The organism is Arthrobacter rhizosphaerae, assembly GCF_023062595.1.
Taxonomy (GTDB): Bacteria; Actinomycetota; Actinomycetes; order Actinomycetales; family Micrococcaceae; genus Arthrobacter; species Arthrobacter rhizosphaerae.
Window position 1 is genome coordinate 297,852 of record NZ_JALLAN010000002.1, and the last position, 18,683, is coordinate 316,534.

Consider the following 18,683-nt stretch of genomic DNA (forward strand, 5'->3'; position numbering starts at 1 on the left):
TAAAGCAACCCTTGGGTTGCAGTTTGTATGCCTTTTCGGTTCGTGGATCACTATTCCCGGGACGCGGCCCGGGCGGCCCGGCCAATAATGGCGCTATAGGTGGGGTAGGCGAACTTGACGCGAGCCAGGGTGGCCAGGTCAGTGCCTGCGGCCATGGCGGAGGCGACAGCCTGGACGACTTCGACGGCGTTCTCGCCAACAGCGTGAGCGCCGAGGATCAATTCCCCATGCCTGTCGGTCACCAGTTTCAGGAAGCCGGTTTCACGGTCATCGATGATCGGACGCTCCTCCGCCGCATACGGGACGGTGACGGAGCGGCACTCGGAGTCCCGCTTCCGGGCCTGCTCCTCGGTAAGGCCTACGCCCGCATAATCAGGGTCAGTGAATCCTCCCTCGGGCAAAAGATGGTGGGGAGTGGTCCGGTTGGCGCCCAAAACGGCGTTGCTGCCCGCCGTTTCACCTTCAAAGACTGCGGCCTGCACCAGCATGCTGGTGCCGTTGGCATCCCCGGCCACAAAGATGTGCGGGACGTTGGTGCGCAGGTAGTCGTCCACCGGGATGAATGACCGCTCAGTCTTCACGCCGGCAGCTTCCAGGCCCAGTCCGGGGATGTTCGCCGGCCACCCGGCCGCCATGATCACGGTGTCAACCTCCGCTGTGAAAGCTTCTCCGTCCTTCGTCCAGGTGACGCCCAGACTTCCGTCGGATGTCCTGGTGATCCCTTCGATTCCTTGGATTCCCGTCTCCACTCGGATTCCCTTTGAAAGGAAGCTCTGCCCCACAAAGGCGGCGACGTCGTGATCTTCGGTCAGCAGCAGGCGCTGAGCGACGTCGAGGAGCAGGACCTCGGACCCAAGAGCGTTGAAGATGGTGGTCAGCTGCGCGCCGGTATGCCCGCCACCGATGATGGCCAGTCTTCCAGGAAGCTCTGTCAGAGTCAGCACTTCCTCGGGGAGAACGGAGAGCTCCGCGCCCGCAATGGGAAGCCGCCTCGCCGCCCCGCCGACACAGAGAATGATGGAGCGTGCGCTGAGCTCCTGCCCGTCGACGTCGACTGTGCGCTCTCCCGTGAACATCGCCTGTCCGGAGAAAAGGTCGATGCCGAGGCGTTCCATCATGGCGTCGTATTGTTTAGCCTCAAGGACACGCTGCACCGTCTCCTGGACCCGGGTGACTGTCTTCTTCCAGTCGACTGCGGGCTCCTGCACCACGATTCCGTAGTCAAAGGCTGTTCTGACTTCGCGATACAACCGAGCCGTCTTGGCCAGAACGCGCGTGGGTACACAGCCTGAGTTGAGGCAGGTTCCGCCCAGCGCAGAACGCTCGACGACGGCCGTTTTGGCGCCCAGTTCCGCAGCCCGTTCGGCCGCAGCCATCCCGGCCGGCCCGCCGCCGATAACGAGGACGTCGTACGTGTAGTCCATGAGCTGCTCCTTGAATCGGCGGGCATCGGCTGGTTTACACGGTACTGGAGCGCCCTGAAACTGGCCCCCGGAACATGCGGACAGTACCTGTCCGCAGCGATACCGATGGCGGGCTATTGAGGACGATAGATGTCCTCAAAGCACCCTAGCCTCGGTGTATGGAAAAGGGACGAGAGGAGATGGCGTCAATGAGTAGACAGCTGGAGGAAGTGTTCTCTTTTATCGGCACACGTAAGGGGAAACGGAACAGGAAAGAAAGACTCCTGTTCAACGCAGACCTGCTCGACCAGAAGAGGGAGGATGTCTTCGCCGTCATGTACATGATGGGTATGTATCGTTGATTCCCAAGTGGAAAATGCCCGCCTACCTCGCCGACGTGTACAGCTGCCGGACCAGATCTTCGATGTCCGGCTCGTGCAACGACAAATCGGCAACTTCGGCGCTTGTTGAGACGGCAGCCAGGAGAGCCGCCGCCGAGAGCAGACGCGGATCAAACGCAATACGGTGCCGGATCCCCTCCGCCTCGGCTCCCAGATGCTCAGCCCCTGGGGGCAGGACGAGACCGGCACCATCCAGTGGAGCCACGAAATCAATCACCATGGTCCGGCGCGCTTCCGCTACTTCCGAAAGTCCGGTGAGGGGTCCGTCAAAGGCAATAACGCCGTCGTCCACTACAAGAATCCGCTGACAGAGACGCTGGACGTCACTCATGTCGTGGGTGGTCAGCAGCAGCGTGGTGCCGTGTTCACGACGCTCAAAGTCCAGGAACCGGCGCAGGCTTTCCTTGCTGATCATATCCAGGCCGATGGTTGGTTCGTCCAGGATCACCAGCTCGGGCCTGTGCAGCAGCGCCGCCGCCACCTCTCCACGCATCCGTTGCCCCAGCGAAAGCTGACGTACGGGACTGGTGAGGAACGGACCCAGCCCCATCTGCTCGGAGAGTTCACTGAAGCGGGGCCGCCAGCGGCTTTCAGGCTGGCGGTGCATCGCGCCCAGGATCGGGAAAGAATCCTGAAGCGGCAGGTCCCACCAAAGCTGTGAGCGCTGGCCGAATACCACACCGATCTTGCGGGCCAAGGCCTGCCGCTGCGGCACCGGCTGCAGCCCGCAGACTGTGACCCTGCCCGATGACGGCACCAGGATGCCGGTGAGCATCTTGATGGTGGTTGATTTCCCAGCACCGTTTGCGCCGATATAGCCCACAGCCTCGCCCCGCTCCACCGTGAAGCTCACGTCCCGGACGGCGTGGATTGTTCGGGAACGCCTCCTCAGCCGGTTCCAGCCCCGGCCCTCGCCGGCTTCCGCAACGGTAAAGTTCCGGCTCAGTTGCTCTGCCTCGATAATCATTCAGCCTCCTGCTCCGGTGTATTTTTTGATGGCTGCCCGCCACAGCAGCAGCATGAGCCCCCAGAGCACGACGGCGGCCGGCAGTCCCAGCCAGCCCGTCCAGCTTGGGATTCCGGCCGGGCCCTCCAGCTCCAGCAGGACAAGGCTCGGGGCGTAGGCCACCAGTGTGGCCGGGACGACGAACGTAAAAAAGACCTGCATGGGAAGGAAGAGGGCGGCCCCCGGCATGGACGCCACGTAGCGGCCGCCGTACGTGAAGGCGTTCCCAAACTGGCGGCCGTCCACCAGCCAGAATTGCGACGCCCCCGCGCCCACGAAAAGAGCACCGAAAATCGCGGCACCGGCCAGCGGGGTGATGATAAACAACACCACTTTTCCCGGGTCCCAATCAATGTCCGTCAGGAACAATGCGGCCGCCATCGCGAGCAAGGCGAAGGCCAGCCGGCCGACACGCCGCAACTGGAAGTCAGACGTCATGAGCTGCAGCAGCACTGGAAGCGGGCGGGTCAGGAGCACCTCCAGCTTTCCCATCCGGATGGCATCGCTCATGGAGTCGGTCTCGCCCAGGAGCAGATCGCCTATTGAGAAGCCGATCGACGCGAAGGCGAAAACCAGCAAAGCCTGGGCGAACGTCAGGCCGCCAAAGGTTGGAATGTTGTGCAGGATCGCATACAGCTCAACGAACTCTGTCAGGGCCAGCACTACTTGGCCGGCAACGTCAGCGGCAAAACTTCCCCGGTAGGCGGTCTGCGAGCGCAGCCGGGCTGAGATCAGCAGCCGCAGGAGTTTGGCGTTGGTGACCCAGGTGCTGTCCAGAGCTTCAATTTCAGCCACCCTGCACCACCAGCTTCCGGGAACCGAACCGGACCATCAGGTGCGCGCCCGTCAGCAGCACTGCCAGCCAGAGGAGCTGGGTACCCACCAACGCAAGGCTTTCCACGACGTCGGTCCTGCCGGCGAGGATGTCCACCGGCGTCTGCAGCATCGAAGGGAACGGAGTGGCCCGCGCGAAGTCGAGCATCCACTGCGGGAACCAACTCACGGGAACCAGGAATCCGGACAGCAAGTTCATGAGGACGAGGTACAGCATCCAGTACCCTCGGATCTCCACAACCCAGAAGGCCAACAGGTTGATAATGAAAAACCCCAGGAAGTTCAAGGTCATCGCCGCAATGATCGAGATGAAGCCCAACGCATAGGGGCCAGCCGTTGTGGGAAGCGACAACCCCGTGACAATGGCGCCAATAACAAGGGGAGGCAGCCCACGAGGCAGGACATCGAAGGCCGCCCGGCCCAGGTCCTGCGCCCAGTAGGACGCCGTCAGGTTGACCGACCTGGTGAGGTCGACGGCGATGTCCCCGCTTTTAACCCTTTCGGCGATCTCTGCACTACCGAAGAGGCCCAAGGGTGTCAGGAGGGCCTGGCCCAGCCACACATATGTTGCCGCCTCCACAGCCGAGTAGCCCCCGATCGAGCCTCCCGCCGTCGAAATGGCTGACAGGAGCAGCGACGCGCGGATCAGGCCGAAAACTGAATTGGTGAAAGCGCCGGAGACGGCCGCCAGACGGTAGGTGGAGTGGCGCCGGAAGGATGATTTGGTCAGCTCCCAATACGCGTTCACCGGTTGAGTCTACTTCGGCGGGTGCTTTCTCAGGCTGTGATCAGCTGCAGCGGCCGGTCGCCGAGGCGGACCTTGATTTCCTGGCCCCAGGTAGCAGTAAGCCGGTCCTCCTCCATCCCATCGCCGAACACCACCAGTTGGTCCGAGGCGACAGTAACCGTCAGCGCTTCCGCGGCCTCCAATGAGCCCTCGGTCAGGGTGGTTCCCGTGATGGGAGAAGGCCAGGCCTCGCGGACAAACCATGCAAGCTTGCGGTCGACGGGCCGGGGGAGTGTCCGCCCACCGCGTTCAAGGGCAATCGATGCGCACCAGCCGGTGGCACCGGTTCCCGTTGAGACAATGAGGCCGGATGAGGATTGCCGCTCGGTCCCGCCTCCGGGAGTCCGCAGCAGGTAGCGGGCGGACTGGTGGCTGGCATGTCCGATGAAGATCTCGTTGAGGCCTGAGAGCTGCTGCCCGTCGTCCAGCTCGGCAGTGACGGTGGGAAGCTGTTCGCAGTCGGCTACCGGCAGGGCGCCCGTTGCCGGCTGCCCGAGCCGCTGGAGGATCCGGACAGCGTAGGCAACTGTGTGCCGGACAAGGATGCCCGGGTTCGCTCCCGGTTCGGGATCGATTCCCAGGACCGGTTGGCCGGACAGATACTTTGCCACGTTGGCCACCAGCCCGTCCTGGCCCACGACGGCGATGATGTCTTCGGGCGCCAGAAGGAACCTGCTCAGGTCCGCCCGTTCCACTTCAGCCCGCCGCCAATCGGAAGGGATGGCCGCGCGGAAGGTCGCCAGCGAATCCTGCAGGTGGTCGTGCCGGTCCTGCACGGACTCGATGGTGCGGCCGCGCGTGCGGAGGAAGAATTCAGCCTGACCCCGGGTGGCATGCCGGTCAAGCAGCTCCTGAAGCTCGGTGCGCCGGTGCACAATCACCACACGGGGGTTGGCCATTTCAGGCTCCTGCCTGGTTGAGTGCTGCGGTGCCCGGTATGGCTGCGTGCGCCGTGTGGCCGCCACCCCCGGCTGGGAGGTTGCCGCCGAGCAGTCCGGCGAGTGCGCCGCTGAGGAGGTCAGGAGTGATGGTGAGATTCCCGATGTTGGGCAGGGATCCGGCGGCGTCCCGCAGGGCCAGGGCCAGAAGCGTGGCCTGGTCCATGCCCTGGTAGACCTCCATGGCAGCTGCTTCCTTGGCGGCGGATGCTTCGCCGACAATACGGATCTGGTTCGCTTCCGCAGCAGCTCCGATGCCCTTCCTTTCGGCCGCGGCGTGGGCTTCCACGAGTCCTGCAGTCGCTTTTTCCTCCGCCTGGCGCCGTGCGTTGGCGCCTTCCTGGGTGACCAGCTGCTCCCGGCGGATGGCGAGTTCGATCTGACTGGCCATCTCGTTTTCGGAGATGGCACGTTCCCGCTCCACGGCAAGGGCACGGCGCTCGTAGACCGCCCTGTCTGCTTCAGCCTGCAGCTGTTCACGGACAGGTGTCTGCAGGGCCCGTTCGACGTCGGACTGGGGACGGATTGCCAGGACCTGGACTCCCAGGATTTCGATGCCGGTGGATTCGAGGCGGGCATCTCCACGCAGGGCGGCGATAAGGATGCCGCGCAGTTGGCTGATCCCCCGTTCCAGTGCTTCTGCCAGTGTGGTGGTGGCCAACTGGTCGATCGCGTGGCTTTGGCACAACTGGCCGATGATGGTGGCCACTTGTTCCCGGCCACCTGCCGGACCTGCACCGACAGGCTGCAGCCCGAAGTCCAGGCGCCCTGAAACGGACACGGGGTCGATAAAGCGGTAAGTCACGTTTGCCTGGACACTCACATCCTGGTGGTCCCGGGTGATGGCGTGGAACAGGATAGGCAGTTCCTGGTCATCCACGGGAACTTCACTGAGGACCGAGGTGGACGGTCGGAACCAGAAGGCCTGCCCCACACCCTGGTGGCGGACCGTGCCTGACTGGAGGTGAACCACATAGCCTGTGGGGCTTCCCAGGAAGTGGCTTATCCACGGGTAGTTCTTGATGCTGGCCATGAGCTTCTCCTCTTCTCAAGTTATCGTCATTTTGACGATAATGTAACGCTAAGCCAACCATCCCTTTATTGTCAAGGTGACGATAAGTCGCTTAGGATGGAGCGGTGTCCTCCCGTGATCACTCTCCTGCGCGCTTCCCGGTGGCTGTCGACGTCGTTGCCTTGACAGTGCGCGACGACGTCCTGCACGTCCTGCTTGTCACTCGCCTCATAGAACCGTTCCGGGGCCGGCTCGCCCTGCCTGGCGGTTTTGTTCTTCCTGGCGAGGATCTGCAGGAGGCGGCTGTCCGCGAGCTGGCTGAGGAGACGGGGGTTGAAAAGGTAAGCGGGCATTTGGAGCAGTTGGGCAGTTACGGGCCGGGTGGCCGTGACCCTCGGGGCGACGTGCTTGCGGTGGCGTACCTGCTGCTCGCCCCCGACTTCCCCGTTCTGTCGGCCGGAAGCGATGCCGAAAAGGCTGGCTGGTACCCCGTGAGCAGCATCCTTGATGACCACGGGATCCGGCTGGCCTTCGACCATGAAAAGATCCTCAGGGACGGGCTGGAACGTGCCAGGTCGAAGCTCGAGTATTCACCTTTGGCTGCCGCGTTCTGTGGCGAAGAGTTCACCATAGCCCAGCTGCGCGCTGTTTATGAGGCTGTGTGGGGGCTGCCCCTGGACGCCCGGAATTTCCACCGCAAGGCCACCGGCACCCCGGGCTTCCTCGAGGAAACCGGAAAGGTGACGGCAGGCGACACGGGAAGACCGGCAGCGCTTTACCGGCTGACTGCAGCAGCCCGGCCGGAACCCGGACATCCGGCCCGGGCCGTGCTGAATCCTCCGCTCATGCGGCCCGTGTCTTAGGCGCCAGTACCTGCAGGGCGGCGCTCCTGGCCCCGTCGGGTCCCTTCAATCCTGTTCCGCTGCCATCGGCGAAGAAGGTCAGCTGCTGCCAGTCCTCCAACAATGGGCGTGATGGCCACTGCCGCATAGACGAAGATCAACCAGGCAAGGGTGGCCAGGGGTGACTTGGGTGCGCTGAGGAACGACAAGTTCCCGAGAACTGCTGCCGCCCAGAAAAGCAGGACACCGCCCAGAACGGCAGCGCCCGGAATGAATTCCTTTCGCATGTCAGCGCCCTGGTCTCATGCCGGGCCGTGGCCAAGAAAGGGTCACTAGAGGGCACAGGCGGTGGATTTTGCGGCGGTGAATCTGGCAGTGGCGGTTGAATCCACTGGTAGCCGGTCCGGCGCGGTTCAGTATGCAGGTCATGGCAATCCTCAAAAGAAAAACGGGGGGCCACTGCTCAACCGAGACCATAGTAGGCAGAGAGCGTCAACGGCCCTTACATCCCTCGCCTGACACGCCGGAAGTGGTGCGGGAACCCTCGACCTGACCGGAATCACGGCCGTAAAATTGGAGCCACGAGGTGCATGAAGATGTCTGTGGCAATGGGCGTGGTACTCATCCTCCTCGGCCTGGTTTCCTTGGCGGCCATGATCGGCACGGTCGTCCTGGTGATCCGTGACGGCCGGGGGCAGACTCCTGTGGAGCCTTCCGTTCGGCCTTGGACGGCGGGGAATCTTCCCAGCCGGCCGTATTCCACCATCCGCTTGTAGCCTGCAAACTGCGTATGCGGCCGGGCACCTGTTTCGAAACGAGGCAACCTGATGAGATCCCGGCCCAACCGGCTGCACCATGTAGCCGGATTCAGCATCGACAAAGTAGCCGCGGCGGCAGGCGAGGACCCCAACATCCTCAGATTGGAAAATCTTGACACCGACCTCCTCCCGCCGCTGGCCGCAATAGAGGCAACCCGGGCGGCAGTCGGATTGGATTCCGCCAACTCATACCTTCCCTTCACCGGACAGCTTGCTGCCAAACAGGCGGTAGCCGGGCAAATAGCCGAGCGGACCGGCATCACTTATGACCCGTCGTCGGAAGTGATCCTGACGTGCAGTGACGGGGACTGTCTGCTTGACTCACTCCTGGGGCTGACCGATCCAGGAGACGAAATCCTGCTGACGGACCCGACCTATGCGGGCATGCTGAATCGCGTGCACTTGGCCGGAGGTGTGCCGCGCCTGGTGCCGATGAGGGTATCCGGGGGCGCATGGCGGATGGATCTTGAGGCGATGGAGGCCGCCGTCTCACCCCGGACACGAGCCGTTTTCCTGCAGAATCCATCCTTCCCTTCGGGTTACCGGCTCAGCGACGAGGAGTGGTCCGCCGTCGCCCGCCTCTGTGCGGAAAAAGACCTGTGGCTCATCTACTGGTCACTGATGGAAGGCATCGTATTCGACGGCCAGCCAATCCTCAGTCCGGCGTCCTACCCGGGAATGCGCGAACGCACCATCATCGTGGGCACGGCCTCCATCGAGCAGCGGATGATCGGCTGGCGCATTGGCTGGATCGTGGCACCGGCTGAAGTCATGTCCGATCTCGCCGTCGTCCACATCTATAACGGCCTTACTCCTGGCGGAATTGCGCAGGCGGGCTTGATTGCAGCGCTGAAAGACGGCGACGGCGGTCTGGCGCAGTGCGTTGCGGAGTGGCAGCGGCGCCGGGATGCCCTCACCGCTGCCCTCGACGGTTTTGCCATGATTCCGGCCGCCGACGGTTGGTCCCAGATCCTGGACACTGTAAGTCACGGCGTCGATCCCGGGGAACTCTCGCGCGTCCTGTTGCACCACGGTGTGGCCGCCACGGCCATGACGGGCTGGGGCGGGGAAGTTGCCAACCGCCATCTCCGTCTCGTGTTCAGTAACGAGCCAGTGGAAAGGATCGAACTGGTCGGTGATCGTTTCAGGGCTGCGATGCGCGAAGCGGGTGGCAGGGTCTAGCCGATCCTGCGCGTCAGGCAGACTGCCGGGCCAAGTACTTCTCGAGGCTGGCAATGTTCACTTTTTCCGGGTAGACGTCGCGCCGCTCCATGTACTTCAGAATCGCAGCGGACTTCCCCGCGTGGTCCAGGGTGACTATTGCGAGCGGTGACGTCATGCTCATGGATGTGACCTGGGTGTAGACCGCGCGGCTGATGGCGGCCCGCCGCTGGGCATTGGACATCATGCCCCACAGCGTTCGCGCCGTGAGAAGGTAGGCACCGTACGCCACTCGCAGCAGTTCGCTGATGCGTTCCTCTGAATAATGTTCCACACCCTCGTTGGCGAGACTTAGCCCGGGGCGAAGATGCAGGGCAACGTGGACGCTGCGCAGCACCCCTGCGGCCGCCCCGGCGGTAGAGCTGCTGGTCGCCTCCAGCCGTTCGCCGTCAAAGATGTTCCGGAAGGTCAGGAAGTCGAGCTTGATGGTACTGGGGACGGCGGCCCAGGAATGGAGAAAGTACGCCAGATCATCCTCAGGCCGCAGGTTGGTTGCCAACGCCTCGAGGACTGGAAGCGGCTCCCGTTCGAGTGCCGCGCACATGTCCGTGAACAACTTCCTGGTGTCCTCCGCGCCCGGGGGCAATGACCGGCGCACGCGCTCCTGCAGGCCAACGAGCAGTGTCCGACGGCGTTCCTCATCTCCGCGCGGAAGCGCGTTTCCCAGGGCCAGTTGCCTCCGAAAGGATTCCAGGGCATGTTCGCCGTGCAGGGGCTGCCCGGCTGCGGGCCCGTTGGACTGCCCGAGCAACTTGCCGAATGGAGGTGGCATGACGGTCCTGTTCAGGGCGGGTGCCGCCACGAACTGCAACAGCGCAATAAACCATGTCATCAGCGCCGCAACCACCAGACTTGCCAGGATTCCAGCCGGGCCCCACAAGCGCCACAGGAGCGGCCAGAGGACGTAGACATTCACCGCGAAGATAGCGGCCGCGAACATCCGTTGCCAGTTGGTGCGCAGCAGGCGCCTGCTGAACTGTGGTGCGTCTGCGATTGGCCAGCTCAATGTTTCCCCCAACGCCAGAACAATGATGGCTACACCTTACGCCCCTGCCAAGCGGTCAGGCAGGCATTCCCGGCGCCCAGGTCTGCAGCCGTCCGCACATTCCAAACAACCGCTCTGCGCTCCGGGGATTGGCCCGCGCCACCGACGCCTTGGCAAGGTGTGAACCCTCACCCCTCTCAAGGTCAGAAAGCCAGGCGTCTGTGCTTTGGGCTTCGGCCAGTACCTTTTCGGCCCACAACTTCCGCCACTCGGGGACCCGGTCCCGCACCACGTTCACTGCCGCTTTGTGGAACTCTGCCAAAGCAGCATAGCCGCGCCGTTCGACGTCGGCCCTTAGCTCCGCGTAGCCGGCCAAAGCGGCATCCCGCCGGGCAAGGGCAGCTGCGGCCAGCACATCTTCACCGGCGTCCGGCGACGGCAAGGTTGCCAACCGCCGGTACCGTTCCGGGTCTGCGAGGACCTCCGGCACGAAGGTGAGGACCGCGTCTCCGGCCTCGGGGAGTCCCGCGTTCTGCATCACCACAAGAAGGTCCAGGTCTCCGCCGTTGATGAGCCGGTGAACAGTTCCGGGGCTGAACCACAGGAGGTTGCCGGCGGTCAGGTCGTGGGCCGCGTAGCCGTCGCTGCTGAGAGTCTCCACCTGTCCTGTTCCGCCGATCACGAGATAGGCCTCAGTGGAGGCCGTGTGAAGGTGAGGGGAGCCGCCGCAGACTCCATCTTCAGCAGCCCAGTCGTATACGGCGAGCCGTGTCACTGCTGTCCCACCCGGGAAAAACGGCAACTCCTGGACAGTGCTCATAGCCGGCTTCCCACCTTCAGGTTTTGCAGCGCCAGCCGTCCGGCATCCGCGAGGTCGGCGAGCCTGTCCGCAGTGGACTCGCCGTTGGCGGCGACGAAGGAGTAGCGGTTGGTCAGGGTGGCTCCGCTGGAGAAGAGCACCTCTTCTCTGAAGAACGGTGCGGGTCCCATGCACGCGAAGGGCTCGCTGCGGGTGAACCATTCGGGTGGATGCTGCTCGTTGAGTTCATCGTCCACCATCATCACAGTGGAGTGGTTGCACGTGCCGTCATGCTGTCCCACGAAGGCGAGCCATTCTCCACGCCGGCCGCGAAGTTCTTCCCCTGATAGTCCATCAGGCCCCAGAATACGGCCGCCGGTGAAGTCCCTGGGGCCTCGCCAGAAGAGGCCGCCGTAACCCGCGTTCTCGCGCCCCTCGGTAGTGGGTGAGCCGATCCTGATGTCATGGCCGGACACATTCTGCATGGACGTTTCGAAGGCAATGGTCCAGGAATTGCCCTCCGGGCACTCCGAGACTTCGAACGTGCGAAGCTCATCAACCACATGCTCGCGGGACTGGGTCCACCACGTGAGCGAATGGCTGAACCGGAAGCGGCCCTCCAGCATGCCTGCTTCAAGAGTGCCCTGATGTTCCATGGAACCGTTGTTGGGCAACCACTGATAGTCCTTGCCCCGGCGATAACTCGGGCCTCCCCAGAAGTTGTCCTCGCCCAGGTGGGGCAGCGACCAGGCCAGGCCCTTGTGCCAGGTGTGGTCGTGGGGGCGGAAAACACTGAGTGCGTCTCCGGCGAGGGTCCGCAGTGTGTGGAAATTGGGCCGCGGTGATTCGCGCTGGGCATCGTCCGGAAGGTAGGTGTAGCCGGCAACGTCGACGCCGCCAATGCGTACCGCTATTGCCTTGCCGCTGTCCTCCCATTCAATCCCGGTGCTCATGCGTCTGCGCCCACTTTTTCGGCACCTTGTTTTGGGGCAACTTTCCCGGGCTCTTCGGCGGTCTGCTGCTTCCACGGTTCCAGATTGCCGTCCATCCGGGTGAAGAACGAGTGCCCTTCACCGATTTCACCCCTGCTGATGGTTTTTCCCGTGATGCTGGAGGCATAGATCGCAGCGGCCAGTTCCATGGTGGGGTGCGCACCGGCAAGCGAGACAGGTGGTACGTCCCCGGCTTTGAGATGCTCCAGTATCACGCCGTACTGAGCGCTGTGCCCGCTGGGGATGTTGGTTTCAGCGGCCGCCCACAATTGGGCGAGTTCCTCTGACCCCGGTGCCGGCGTCAGCGTCCAGTGATCGTTGTCGTAACCGTACAGATGCTCCAACTCCACGGTGGCGTGCTCAAAGTCCAGCCGGAGCTGGGAAGTTTCGCGGGGGGATATCACCGAGTTCATGACGGTGGCGATTGCTCCTGACTCGAACCGGACCACACCTGCGGACACATCCTCGGTGTCAGTTTTCCTGGCAAGCTTGGAGGCAAAGGCTGTGACTTCCTGCCAGGGGCCGAACAGGTGCACGAGGAGATCGAACTGGTGGATGCCGTGCCCCATGGTGGGGCCGCCGCCTTCCACATCCCAGAGTCCCCGCCAGGGCACATCAAAGTACGCCTGGTTCCTGAACCACAACGTATTGCATGTACCCACGAGCGGCCGGCCCAGCCGGCCTGCCTCCTGCAGGGCCAGAACACGCTGGGCGCCGGTGCCGAACCGGTGCTGGAAGACGCAACTGACAGATCCGCGGGATACAGCCTCCGCCTTCATCAGCGTGTGCATTTGTTCCAGCGACAGAGCAGGGGGTTTTTCGATGACCACGTGCAGGTCCAGTGCGAGGGCTTCCAGGGCAAGGCTCACATGACTGGCCGGGGGAGTGCAGATGGCCACGAGATCCAGCTCTCCGTTGGCAACAGCCGTGCAGAGGTCGGACGCCGTCCGCTGGATGGCCCATTTGGAGGCGAATTCTTCTGAGCGGCCAGCATCAAGGTCAACGGCCACGGCAAGCTCAACGTTCTCTTGCGTCGACAGGGCATCGGCATGGGCGTGGGCAATGCCTCCAGTCCCAATGATTCCTACGCGCAATGCGCCCGCGTGCGGATTCCACATGTGGTTTTCTCCTTGGTTGGCGCACAAAAGTGATCGATAACAAACGATTATGTTATCGATCACTTTTGCTGTCAAGGGAGCTACGTAAAGTTACACCGAAGCTAAAAGTGACAGTCAGCTGAGGGCTTCACAAATAGCGTCTGCAGTCCCCTCAGCACCGACGTCGAACTGCCCGTGGTACTCCTCGGAGATCAATTCCCCGATGCGTAGATCAACTTCCAGCCTCCACAGGCCAATGGCCTTCGTGTCTCCGTTTATCTTGAGATGGATGCCGGTTCCGAAAATGCTCAGCGTGCCGTCCTCGTTTTCGACGAACCGGTCCAGCCCCACATCAGCAGTCGTGATTGTGGCGGTTGGACTCGTTAGGGTGGAGCGGAAGCTGGGGTGGGCCGTGACACGGGTGACAGATCCGTCCTTGTCAAAGAACACAGTCTCGAAGTAGTGGCCGGCGATCCGAGCGGTGACCGTGAATCCGCACGCCTCCGTGAGGAATTCGTCGACCACCTCGACATCGGCGTCGAACACTTGTTTCCCGCCACGTTCCGGTGGGGCCGCAGAGGATGGCAGTGAGAAGGCCAGGGCGGTTGAAATGGCGAGAATGCTTGCCGCAGCTATCCGGGGAATCATGGTTTTGCCCTTCACGGCTCTCCCCGACTCAAAAATAGCTACAGCCTATTTTTGAGTCAATAGGCAAGACGGGGAGCTGCCGTGGATTCGCGGATCACCAGCTCAATCAGGGCAGGGATGGTGTCATCAGGCGATGGCGGAACCGGGGGATGGCCGGCGGTATTCCCTTGGACGGCTTCCACCAGTTCGCTCATCGCCTGCCGGCCCTGGGCTTCAAGGTCCATGCTCACCGTGGTGAGTGAGGGAACCAGATAACGGGATTCGGGAAGGTCGTCCCAGCCGCAGACACTGACGTCATCGGGCACTCTGAGGCCACGCTCATGAAGGGCCCGCATCAGGCCAGTTGCCATCTGGTCATTGGCTGCGAACACTGCCGTCGCTCCGGTGTCCAGCGGGAGTTCGAGTCCCGCTTTGTAGCCCGAGGCGGCGGACCAGTCCCCCTGGGCTTCACCTACCGCAGTCAAGCCCAGCCGGGCAATTGCCTCCAGGTAGACGGCCCGCCTGTTCCTGGCGGAAGGCCATTGCGCCGGTCCTGCCACGTGAAAGAACCGGCGGTGACCCAGTGAGGCCAGGTGTTCCACGATCTGCGCCGCGGCGGCACCGTCCGCAAGGGTGCCGCGGGCCCGCATTTTGTCGTCATATTCTCCGGCCACCACAACGGGCAGACCGGAGTGTGCGGCGTCGAGGTGCTGTTGCATTCCGCCCAATGGGACAAAGGACAGGACTCCCGCCAGTTGCTCGCTCCCGAGGAGTCCCAGGAGCCGGCTTGAGCGGGTGTCGGCCATGCCTTCGAGCGCGATCACATCCACCAGATAGCCAGCCTCATGGGCGGCTGCCGCAGCCCCGTTCAGCATCCTCACCGGGACAAATTGAGTAGCTTCCGGAACGATGATGACGATCCGGTAGACCAGCCGCGTCCTGAGGGAACGCGCAGCCATGTTCGGGCTGTAGTTCAGCTCGAGAATTGCCTGCTGCACCTTCGAAACCGTGGCGGGTTTGAGTCCTCCGCTGCCCCGTAAATGCCTGGACACCGTTTGATGGGAAACGCCGGCCAGCCGCGCCACCTCATAGATCGTGGCAGGTTTGGCCGGAGCCTCGCTACCCGCGGTCTTCTCAGTTTCCACAGCAATGCCTCCGCAGCAGGATCTCGGTGAGTTTGTCTGATTTCGTTGGTGTCAGGATAGCCCGGGACCCGGGAGGAGAGTGGCCAGTACTGCCCAACCGCGGAAAGCCCCGCCGGGACCGGACGGTCCTGACGGGGGCTTCCATCAGTGCTGTGGGTTGCTATTTGTTAGTGGCGAAGTAGCTGGTGCATTCTCCTTCACCCTTGAAACCAGGCTCCACGTTGGTGGCCCATCCTCCGTTCAGACATTCCTGCTTGCCGGTGACAAAGGCTACGCGGTAGTCCTTGACCGTGCCGTTCGGTGCCGTCACAGTGACCGTGGAGACGGGATTCTGCACGCTTGCCTGCGCCACTGAGACCTTTGCATTTGTGTCCAGGGCATAGCCGGCAACGGTGGGTACCGCCGTCGACGCCGTCAGCACCTTGTACTCAGCGGTTCCGGCGTCGAAGCCGACGACGGATTTTTGGTCCACCAGGAGCCGGCCCAAATCAGCACTTCGTGCCTCACCAAGCCTGGTTCCGGAAATCGCAACCTCGGCGACCTTGGTGTAGGAACCGGGAGTGGCCAGTGAGACCCGGATACCGCGGGTAGTCACGGGGTTGAACGCCACCTTCACAGGGGACGTGGTGGTCAGGCCAGTGACTACCCCTGCCGAGGTTTCCTGCCAGGTTCCCTGGGCATCCTGGAACTGGATGCTCAGGCTCTGGGCTGCATGCTCTGCAAGCGTCACAGTGGCCGAATCCACAGTGTAGTTGCGGGTGAAGGCGTAGCTCAGGCTGTCGGCATCCCGGCCGCCGCCCACCCAGTTGGACCACCGCGTGGTGGCATTCCCGTCGCAGGTGTTTTTCGGCGCATAGGAGGCTTCCGAGTAACTGGCGGTCGCCGTCGTCGTCGTGTCCTCCTTGCAGATATGGGTGCTGGCCACGCGGTCAACCACCAGGACAGTCAGGACGGCGTCCAAGGGCTTGGAGCCGTCGACGCCGGTTGCCGCCTTGCCGGCGATGGTCACCGTCCCGGTGGACTCCAGCGCCGCGGCAGACAAAGTGCTCCAATCCCACGTCACTGCAAGGTTGTTCCTCGCCGTCCCGGTACCGATCTGGCCGGGGACGTGCGTGGGTGCAGCGGCCTGGACCTCTGCGACGCTTGAGCCAATTCCCACCGTCACCGAGACGGGATCGGTGGCGACGTACTTTCCGACGGTGACCACCAGCTCGGCGTCGTCAAAGGTCTTGCCGTAGCGGTCGATGCCTGATCCGTGCAGAGATACGGTCCCGCGCCTGTTCCACACTGCCGGATCCACTGCTTCCCACTGAACCGCGATGGGGCTTCCGGGTCCCTTTTCGTACAGCGGAACAACGGTGCCGGGCAATGCGGGGGCAACGCCAACGGGAGTGCTGAGATCAATGCGCCGGGTTCCCTGCAGCACCAGGTCCTCGAGGTCTTCGAAGCCCCACGTCTGGTGCGCATTGCTGGTGGCCGTGGCTGTGGATCCGCTGGACGAGGCCAGGGCCACTGACGAGCCGGCAGCTGTCTGGCTGCCGGAGACCTGGAGTGCGATGGCCGCCGCAGCATTCACCAGGGTCCATTGCTTCCCGTTTTCGGTGGTCACAATCCACTGCGCCGTCGGCTGGGCCTTGGCTTCCTCCAGGCTCAGGGTGACGAGGCGGGCAGATCCCGACTGGCTGCCGTTCATGATCCCTCCATCACCCGTCAGAACCTTCCCGTCCTTGTTGGTGACGACGAACCGCCGGTCGTAAGCGTATTCGTCGTCGGCCTTCACAGCGTTGAACGTCCACAGCTGCGGCGCGATGTCGGTTGCATTGGCGCCCAGGTCCTGAATGGAAACCGTCGAGTCCACCTTGGCCGTGAGGTACTTGCCGCTCGCCTCGCCGCCAACCTGGTAGGTGTGGCCGTCTTTCACCGCAGGGGCGTCATCGGCCACGCCGCTGACGCCGTCCACCAGGAAGGTCACCACTGACGCAGCCGGAATTTCGAGCGTGGCCTTCTTTCCTGCACGGTCCACGGACACAGGCGCACCCTTGATCAGGGCGTTGCGTTCAATGTCCTCAATGGGCGACTTCGTGGTGATCACCGGGGTCACAGTGGCGCCGTCGGCAATAGTGCCGAACTTGGACAGGTCAATGGTGACTGTCTCGGGGGCCGCGTTGTCGTTGAAGTGCACCAGGGTGGCGCCGCTGCCGTCTGCCCGCAGTGCGCTCGCGGTCTCCGGATTGTCGTTGGCGATCAGGAAATCGCCGGGCCGGATGTAGTGCGTAAAGTTCCGGGTGGTGTTGTATTTCTGGTTTGTCAGCACACGGCACTTGGCATCCTCGGCGGAGTCGCCATCGTTGAGCCGGCGGTTGGAGGAGCCCACCCGGCCCTCATAGTTGCAGTCGAAGTCGACGTAAATGGAGCCCCAGCCGCCGTTTCCGTGTTCCTGCTTGTAGGTGTCCTCCACCGGCTGCCAGAAGACCCAGGCCTCCGGTTCCAGCTCACGGAGATCGTTGACCATGCGGCCCGCGATGCCGAGGCCGTTGTTGATGTTGGAGCGGTCCCAGCCTCCGGTGGTGTCGCCGAGCGCAGGGTTGCCACCCCAGGAGCCGCCGACTTCACTCATCCACAGGGGTTTCTGAGTGGCTTTGGCAAGGTCCCGGACGCGGCGCCGGTCGTTGGTGCCATAGGTGTGGACGTTGAGCTGAGCGACGGCGTCCTTTGCCTGCTGGCTGTAGGCGTTCCAGTTGTTCATGAACTTCGTGGGGTCTGTCTCGTCCATCGCGGAAATGACGGCGTCAGTGGTGGTGGCGTCCTTGGCGAGCTCGCCCGCCAGCAGCTTGGTGACGCGGTCCTGCGCGGGCGGGTAGATCAGGGCGCCTTCCTGCTTCTGGGTGTAGGAAGTGGGCGGCTTGCCGGTGACGTTGTCGATGGTTGTTGACCAGTAGCCGGAGTTCGGCTCGTTGAAGGGGTCAATGGTGTCCACCTTGATGCCGCTGCCCTTTTCCAGCAGTTCGACGGACTTCTTCATGTAGGCGGCGAACTTTTGCTCAGCCTGGGGCAGCAGGTTCTCGCCCTTGTTGGTGCTGACCTGGCCTGAGACGTACCCGCTTTTGGTCATGAACCACGGCGGCGAGTTGCTGAAGGCTTCCCAGTGCGTGATCTGCTGTTCGGCGGCGAGCCGTTCCACCCACCAGCGCTGGGTCTTGTCCGCGTCGGGGTTGTAGGAGGAGGGATCGTCCGGGTTCCACTGGTTCAGGAATGCGAGCTTGTTTGCCTGAGTCGGGTCCACTGAGCCGTCAGGCCGGTACAGGTTGGAAAGTACGGGCTTCTCAGCGGTGGCTTCACTTACGGGGTTCCACCAGCCCTCCACGGCGCTGCCGTCGTTGAGGTAATTTGCGACGTCGGACGCACTCCCGCCGCCCACGTTGTAGCGGGCGATGTTGAGGTTCAAGCCGTTCTCGCCAAAGACCTTTTGGTACAGCTCCTCGCGGATCTCCTCCGGATAGCCACCAGTAGCGTTGGCGAACCAGACGAGGCTGGTGCCCCACCCCTGGAAGGCTTTGCCCTTACTGGCGGGGTTGGGGGTGATGGTGACAGGAGTGCCCACGGTTTCAGCCGCTGTGGCCGGAGCTGCACTGCCGGAGAAAGCCACCAGTCCCGACGCTGCTGTTGCAGCCATTACGGCCATTGCCGCCGAGCGCCGGAGCCGGCCTTCGGAAAACGTCATTGTTCAGCCCTTCATCGTTGGAGAGTGTCGTGATCGGACGCTGCCCGTCAACGAC

Annotated in this window: 18 protein-coding genes; 4 read left to right on the forward strand and 14 right to left on the reverse strand. The window is 63.1% G+C overall.

The annotated features are described in order from the left end of the window. Positions 1-50: 50 nt before the first annotated feature. Positions 51-1,424, reverse strand: coding sequence for a dihydrolipoyl dehydrogenase family protein (locus MU551_RS03985; protein ID WP_247040856.1), 1,374 nt, complete (start codon positions 1,422-1,424; stop codon positions 51-53). Between the two features lie 188 nt (positions 1,425-1,612). Here MU551_RS03985 and MU551_RS03990 point away from each other — a divergent pair, with 188 nt between their 5' ends. Beyond that, positions 1,613-1,765, forward strand: a complete 153-nt coding sequence (locus MU551_RS03990; protein WP_247040857.1) for a hypothetical protein — start codon at positions 1,613-1,615, stop codon at positions 1,763-1,765. 22 nt (positions 1,766-1,787) lie between these two features. Here the strand turns inward: MU551_RS03990 and MU551_RS03995 are convergent, their stop codons facing one another. Genes MU551_RS03995 through MU551_RS04015 form a run of 5 tightly spaced genes read right to left on the reverse strand, consistent with a single transcriptional unit; the run spans position 1,788 to position 6,402 of the window. Further along, positions 1,788-2,771 carry an ABC transporter ATP-binding protein gene (locus MU551_RS03995; protein WP_247040858.1) on the reverse strand — a complete coding sequence of 328 codons (984 nt, stop codon included), beginning with the start codon at positions 2,769-2,771 and terminating at the stop codon, positions 1,788-1,790. Continuing rightward, complete coding sequence (locus MU551_RS04000; protein WP_247040859.1) at positions 2,772-3,605, reverse strand: ABC transporter permease; 834 nt, start codon at positions 3,603-3,605, stop codon at positions 2,772-2,774. Further along, positions 3,598-4,392: an ABC transporter permease gene (locus MU551_RS04005; protein WP_247040860.1), complete on the reverse strand. Its 795-nt coding sequence runs from the start codon at positions 4,390-4,392 to the stop codon at positions 3,598-3,600. The genes MU551_RS04000 and MU551_RS04005 overlap by 8 nt, the downstream gene beginning before the upstream one ends. A 29-nt stretch (positions 4,393-4,421) precedes the next feature. Continuing rightward, complete coding sequence (locus tag MU551_RS04010) at positions 4,422-5,330, reverse strand: diacylglycerol kinase catalytic domain-containing protein (RefSeq protein ID WP_247040861.1); 909 nt, start codon at positions 5,328-5,330, stop codon at positions 4,422-4,424. A gap of 1 nt (position 5,331) precedes the next feature. Continuing rightward, positions 5,332-6,402, reverse strand: coding sequence for an SPFH domain-containing protein (locus tag MU551_RS04015; RefSeq protein ID WP_247040862.1), 1,071 nt, complete (start codon positions 6,400-6,402; stop codon positions 5,332-5,334). A gap of 104 nt (positions 6,403-6,506) precedes the next feature. Here MU551_RS04015 and MU551_RS04020 point away from each other — a divergent pair, with 104 nt between their 5' ends. Beyond that, complete coding sequence (locus tag MU551_RS04020) at positions 6,507-7,244, forward strand: NUDIX hydrolase (protein WP_247040863.1); 738 nt, start codon at positions 6,507-6,509, stop codon at positions 7,242-7,244. On the opposite strand, the gene MU551_RS04025 is transcribed toward MU551_RS04020, so the two are convergent. After that, positions 7,241-7,510, reverse strand: a complete 270-nt coding sequence (locus MU551_RS04025; RefSeq protein WP_247040864.1) for a hypothetical protein — start codon at positions 7,508-7,510, stop codon at positions 7,241-7,243. The genes MU551_RS04020 and MU551_RS04025 overlap by 4 nt on opposite strands. Before the next feature lie 309 nt (positions 7,511-7,819). Here MU551_RS04025 and MU551_RS04030 point away from each other — a divergent pair, with 309 nt between their 5' ends. Continuing rightward, on the forward strand, positions 7,820-7,999 hold the full coding sequence (locus MU551_RS04030; protein ID WP_247040865.1) for a hypothetical protein: 180 nt from the start codon (positions 7,820-7,822) through the stop codon (positions 7,997-7,999). Between the two features lie 51 nt (positions 8,000-8,050). Continuing rightward, the gene (locus MU551_RS04035) at positions 8,051-9,223 is read left to right on the forward strand and encodes a pyridoxal phosphate-dependent aminotransferase (protein ID WP_247040866.1); all 1,173 of its coding nucleotides are present in this window, start codon (positions 8,051-8,053) and stop codon (positions 9,221-9,223) included. Between the two features lie 13 nt (positions 9,224-9,236). On the opposite strand, the gene MU551_RS04040 is transcribed toward MU551_RS04035, so the two are convergent. The 7 genes from MU551_RS04040 to MU551_RS04070 all read right to left on the reverse strand — a co-directional run bounded on the left by MU551_RS04040 (position 9,237) and on the right by MU551_RS04070 (position 18,628). Then, positions 9,237-10,268 carry a hypothetical protein gene (locus MU551_RS04040; protein ID WP_247040867.1) on the reverse strand — a complete coding sequence of 344 codons (1,032 nt, stop codon included), beginning with the start codon at positions 10,266-10,268 and terminating at the stop codon, positions 9,237-9,239. Between the two features lie 55 nt (positions 10,269-10,323). Further along, on the reverse strand, positions 10,324-11,067 hold the full coding sequence (locus MU551_RS04045; RefSeq protein ID WP_247040868.1) for a cupin domain-containing protein: 744 nt from the start codon (positions 11,065-11,067) through the stop codon (positions 10,324-10,326). Continuing rightward, the gene (locus MU551_RS04050) at positions 11,064-11,999 is read right to left on the reverse strand and encodes a DUF6807 domain-containing protein (protein WP_247040869.1); all 936 of its coding nucleotides are present in this window, start codon (positions 11,997-11,999) and stop codon (positions 11,064-11,066) included. The genes MU551_RS04045 and MU551_RS04050 overlap by 4 nt, the downstream gene beginning before the upstream one ends. After that, positions 11,996-13,156 (reverse strand): Gfo/Idh/MocA family protein, encoded by a 1,161-nt coding sequence (locus tag MU551_RS04055; RefSeq protein ID WP_247040870.1) that lies wholly within the window; start codon positions 13,154-13,156, stop codon positions 11,996-11,998. The genes MU551_RS04050 and MU551_RS04055 overlap by 4 nt, the downstream gene beginning before the upstream one ends. Positions 13,157-13,270: 114 nt before the next feature. Then, entirely contained in the window at positions 13,271-13,798 is a 528-nt protein-coding gene (locus MU551_RS04060; RefSeq protein WP_247040871.1) for a hypothetical protein, read from the reverse strand. Positions 13,799-13,839: 41 nt separating this feature from the next. After that, the gene (locus MU551_RS04065) at positions 13,840-14,907 is read right to left on the reverse strand and encodes a LacI family DNA-binding transcriptional regulator (protein ID WP_247040872.1); all 1,068 of its coding nucleotides are present in this window, start codon (positions 14,905-14,907) and stop codon (positions 13,840-13,842) included. 160 nt (positions 14,908-15,067) lie between these two features. Next, positions 15,068-18,628, reverse strand: a complete 3,561-nt coding sequence (locus MU551_RS04070) for a discoidin domain-containing protein (protein ID WP_247040873.1) — start codon at positions 18,626-18,628, stop codon at positions 15,068-15,070. Positions 18,629-18,683: the final 55 nt, after the last annotated feature.

What these genes read in the sequence shown, in the direction of transcription:
- MU551_RS04030 (WP_247040865.1), top strand. Translation starts at nt 7,820, where the DNA reads ATGTCTGTGGCAATGGGCGTGGTACTCATCCTCCTCGGCCTGGTTTCC.
- MU551_RS04050 (WP_247040869.1), bottom strand. Translation starts at nt 11,999, where the DNA reads ATGAGCACCGGGATTGAATGGGAGGACAGCGGCAAGGCAATAGCGGTA.
- MU551_RS04045 (WP_247040868.1), bottom strand. Translation starts at nt 11,067, where the DNA reads ATGAGCACTGTCCAGGAGTTGCCGTTTTTCCCGGGTGGGACAGCAGTG.
- MU551_RS03995 (WP_247040858.1), bottom strand. Translation starts at nt 2,771, where the DNA reads ATGATTATCGAGGCAGAGCAACTGAGCCGGAACTTTACCGTTGCGGAA.
- MU551_RS04010 (WP_247040861.1), bottom strand. Translation starts at nt 5,330, where the DNA reads ATGGCCAACCCCCGTGTGGTGATTGTGCACCGGCGCACCGAGCTTCAG.
- MU551_RS04015 (WP_247040862.1), bottom strand. Translation starts at nt 6,402, where the DNA reads ATGGCCAGCATCAAGAACTACCCGTGGATAAGCCACTTCCTGGGAAGC.
- MU551_RS04025 (WP_247040864.1), bottom strand. Translation starts at nt 7,510, where the DNA reads ATGCGAAAGGAATTCATTCCGGGCGCTGCCGTTCTGGGCGGTGTCCTG.
- MU551_RS04070 (WP_247040873.1), bottom strand. Translation starts at nt 18,628, where the DNA reads ATGACGTTTTCCGAAGGCCGGCTCCGGCGCTCGGCGGCAATGGCCGTA.
- MU551_RS03990 (WP_247040857.1), top strand. Translation starts at nt 1,613, where the DNA reads ATGAGTAGACAGCTGGAGGAAGTGTTCTCTTTTATCGGCACACGTAAG.
- MU551_RS04035 (WP_247040866.1), top strand. Translation starts at nt 8,051, where the DNA reads ATGAGATCCCGGCCCAACCGGCTGCACCATGTAGCCGGATTCAGCATC.
- MU551_RS03985 (WP_247040856.1), bottom strand. Translation starts at nt 1,424, where the DNA reads ATGGACTACACGTACGACGTCCTCGTTATCGGCGGCGGGCCGGCCGGG.
- MU551_RS04055 (WP_247040870.1), bottom strand. Translation starts at nt 13,156, where the DNA reads ATGTGGAATCCGCACGCGGGCGCATTGCGCGTAGGAATCATTGGGACT.